The organism is Paramagnetospirillum marisnigri, from assembly GCF_001650715.1.
GTDB classification, from domain to species: Bacteria; Pseudomonadota; Alphaproteobacteria; order Rhodospirillales; family Magnetospirillaceae; genus Phaeospirillum; species Phaeospirillum marisnigri.
In genome coordinates, this window is sequence record NZ_LWQT01000099.1 from 1 (window position 1) to 3,866 (window position 3,866).

Here is a 3,866-nt window from a genome sequence, read left to right on the forward strand (position 1 = left end):
AAACAGACCCGGAAACGCCGATCAACCGCAATTCACGCCCGGAACAACTCTCAAACCGTCAGAATGAAGAGGTTTCCGGAGGTGCCCAGATGATCATCTTGTGACCCCTCGGGCATTCGAGGCCCTCGTGGCCGACAAAATGTCCCAAGGGGATCCGGTGGGGCCATGGGCGCACCGCGACCTGAGCGTCGGGCCAGCCTCCGATAGGCGGCATTAAACTCCGCCTCCCGATCACCGAAGGAGAAAAGCGGGCATTCCGCAGTCCCTCTGTCCCGCGCCGTCAATTCCGCGACTAAAACATCGGGAAGGGTTATCTCCCCCTCCTCGACCAACTCCGTCAAGGTGCCGATGATCCGCCCTTGGGCGTCCCAGCACTTCCCCGACTCGTTCATGGTGTCCGCCGTCAGCATGACGCGCATCACTGACCGCGCCACTGGCTTGGGCATGTGGTTCAGAAAGAAATGCCGTTCCCGGAACCTCTCATCACTGTGAACGGGAGCCAGCGCCCAGGCGCAGTCGTCCATGTCAATATATCGCAAGAGGATCAGCATCGCCTCGGAGCCGAGCTTGACGATGTCCTCGAATCTCAAATCTGACAACGGAGGAATAACCGACAAGGGTTCGGATGTCTTGACTGGCCCGACGACCGGCCATCCGCGTTCGATCTGCTTCCGCCATGCTGGGGGCGCCGCACTTGCCTCGGCGGCGGCGCGCCACCATGCGGCGGCCTTCTCGTCGGTGTGGATGCCATACAGTTCCCATGCCGCCAGCGACGAACCGCTGCCCAGCAGGTCGGCCATCAGGACCTGGGCTTTAGTCAGGCCCAATTCGGCGGCGCGCTCGATCCACCACGACCCCTTGCAACGGGCCTGAAAATCCAGCGATTGATACAGGGAGAGGCCGTGCGCTAGGGCGGAATCGGCATCGCCGTCCTTGGCAGCCGATTCCGTTCCTGGCTGGGATGCAGGAGGCGCGTCGGCGAGCAACCGCTTCCAGACCTTTTCTGCCGGGTCGTCGAAGGGCGGGGCATCATTGGCCGCAATATCCATGACCGCAACCATGCGTCCGCCCTCAGCCAGATCGAACCAGCGTTTGGCCTCAACGAAATCCGTCTTCACGCCATGACCATGGAGATACATGGAGGCGATGTTGAGTTGCGCCGCCCATAAGCCTTGGTCGGAGGCGAGGCGGTACCAGCGCATGGCCTCGCCATAGTCCTGTTCTACCCCATGGCCGGAAAAGTAGTGGGCACCGATACGGAACTGCGCCTCTGCCAGCCCCTTGTCTGCTGCCATGCAGAGCAACCGCAGCGCCTCGACATAATCCCGCTCCACAGCGAGGCCGCAGGAGTGCAATACGCCGATCTGGCACAGTGCATCGGCATCGCCTTGGTCGCCAGCCATCTGGAACCAGCGCAACGCCTCAGCGTAATCCCGCTCACCCACAGTTCCATTCTCATGGAGCAAGCCGACATTGCGCTGCGCCGCTGCCATACCCTGTTCAGCGGCAAGGCAGTACCAGCGCATGGCGGCATCGGCATCCTGAGGCACCCCGTCGCCATGTTCGTAGGCATTGCCAAGCATGAACTGCGCATTGCGGTCACCATGGACGGCCAGCGGTCGTAACCGCCGCACCGCCGCCTCGTAGTCGCCCCTGTCCCAGACCGCGACAGCGTCATGCAAAGACCCGGAGATGGGTGGGATGGTGGCGCGGGCCTTGTCGATGTCGTCCATGCGGTCCCTCGGACAGGTCAGGCGCATCGTAGCTGACGCTGAAGCGTCAGGATAGCAATCGCCAAGGTAGCGGTGCATGCCGCCTTGGGTCATGAGACGAGACCAACCCGACCGCAGTGGGCATTGGCAACCAACTAGCCAAGACCTCCGATGTTGCCGGTCCCCGAGCCCCCAATATGAGGGCTAAATACGGCAAGGGGATAGTCGTTTGAGCTCATGCGGAGATCTTGACTTGCTCCCGCTATGTGCTACACGCCTGTGGCACACGCGGTCAATAAGACCACATTTCGCCCTATTATGTCGTTGATTTAACTATATATAATGGGTAGTATGGCCTTCACTACCTGTGGGACAGCCAGAAATTTCAATTGCTTAGCGCGGTTCGCAGTATCCGAGCGTCCCGCCTACGGATGTGGACGCGAGCGGATTCTTGTGGACACAACCGCGGTATGCCTCCCATGAGCAGCGGGTGCGGGAGACGGCACAATCTCACTGGCGGATGTGCCTTAGGGGGACCTGGCTATATGTCCTTGAGGGCCTCATGGGGCACAAAACGCATAGGTTTCGGCTATCCCCTTCGGATGTTGAGAATTCCAGCCATACCATACAATGTCATTAGTTGATGCCACGTCCCATCCACACTGAAACCAACTCAGGAATCTCACCGTTGACAGATGCCATTGCGCTCACCGCCCGAATTGTCGCCGCGTTTCTTCGCGGCAATGAAGTGCCCGTCGCCAATCTCCCTGGCATAATAGAGGCAACTCATGCGGCCCTGGTCCGCGCCACATCCCAAGAACCTGTACTATCAGTATCGCAGCACCAACCCGCCGTGCCGGTAAAGAAATCCGTGACGCCCAGCGCGATCAACTGCCTCGAGTGTGGGAAGGGGCTGGCGATACTAAAAAACCATCTTCGGGTCGCTCACGGGCTCTCTGTAGCCGATTACAGGGTCAAGTGGTCCCTTCCCACCAACTACCCCCTTGTCGCGCAGGAATACGCCCAGCGCCGCTCGGAAATGGCCAAAGCAATCGGGCTAGGCCATTCTCGCAATAAAGTTCAGCCCACCCCCGATGAGGTGCTGCCCCAGCATCGCTACCCTGCTTCTCGCTGGGCCAAATCATCGGTGTGACGGGCTACCGCCTAGATGTAAAATGCACTATGGCCCACTCAATTGGGCACAAGGAAAACTCCGAATGAGGAGGGGATAATGGGGAGCTTTGGCTGGAATGACAAATTATTAACTGGAATTACAGAAATAGATGACGACCATAAAACTCTATTTACTTATCTACGAGCACCAGAGGATGCTATAAATAATCATAATGCTGCTGAAATGGCAAGAGGAATACTTGGCGGCTTAAGTGACTACACTAAATATCACTTCGATCGAGAAGAGGCGATATTCACCAAGTATCATGGTTACGAACTAAAAGCTTTTCATTTTGAGCAGCACCGCCAGTTCGTCAAGCAGATGGGGAGCTTCGAGGAGCAGCTTAATTCGAACGCAGACATCTCAGCTGAAATGGCCGCCTATCTCTCCAAATGGCTAGTACGCCACATCATGACTGAGGATAAGGTTTTTTTTGACGCTTACACATTTTAACTGACGCTCATATGTGTAAAACTAACATCTCGTTTTTTCCTTCATTTTGCACCCCAATTTATGCGCCCCCGGCATCGGTGCGGGGGCTCATGTGGGTAAGGACCTATGGCCCCCTACCCCCACGCGGAAATGTTGGGTAAATCGCACGTAGGATGCTGCAGGATCGGCCGATACAGGCCGGTGACGGATCACCTCCATCGATCTGGACTGACGGGGGATGAGCGCCGCAAGCATATCGCCGAATGGGTCCGGCTTACCGCTGAGAAGGCGCGTCACGGTGGCACCTTTGGAGGAAAAGTGACCCTCCCCCCGTGAATGGCTCCAGGTTGAATGTAATAATTCAACTGACCATGAAGGGGACATTCCATGCCGAAGAAGAGACATACCGCCGAAGAGATCATCGGCAAGCTGCGTGAAGCGGACGTGCTTCTGGCGCAAGGCCGGAAGGTGTGACCGGCCCCCAATGGCGGCTCCAGATCGAATGTTAGTGAAGCATGGTTGATGTTGCCTGGCCAGGGGCGACGGAG

Annotated in this window: 3 protein-coding genes; 2 read left to right on the forward strand and 1 reads right to left on the reverse strand. The window is 57.7% G+C overall.

Translation table 11 applies throughout. The features are described from left to right. Positions 1 to 50 precede the first annotated feature (50 nt). The gene (locus A6A04_RS18335; RefSeq protein ID WP_068495480.1) at positions 51 to 1,733 is read right to left on the reverse strand and encodes a FliG C-terminal domain-containing protein; all 1,683 of its coding nucleotides are present in this window, start codon (positions 1,731 to 1,733) and stop codon (positions 51 to 53) included. 667 nt (positions 1,734 to 2,400) lie between these two features. On the opposite strand from A6A04_RS18335, the gene A6A04_RS21980 reads away from it, so the two are divergent. Both A6A04_RS21980 and A6A04_RS18340 read left to right on the forward strand, forming a co-directional pair. Then, entirely contained in the window at positions 2,401 to 2,865 is a 465-nt protein-coding gene (locus tag A6A04_RS21980; RefSeq protein WP_082915053.1) for a MucR family transcriptional regulator, read from the forward strand. A 78-nt stretch (positions 2,866 to 2,943) separates the two neighbouring features. After that, positions 2,944 to 3,339 (forward strand): bacteriohemerythrin, encoded by a 396-nt coding sequence (locus A6A04_RS18340; protein WP_082915054.1) that lies wholly within the window; start codon positions 2,944 to 2,946, stop codon positions 3,337 to 3,339. Positions 3,340 to 3,866 lie beyond the last annotated feature (527 nt).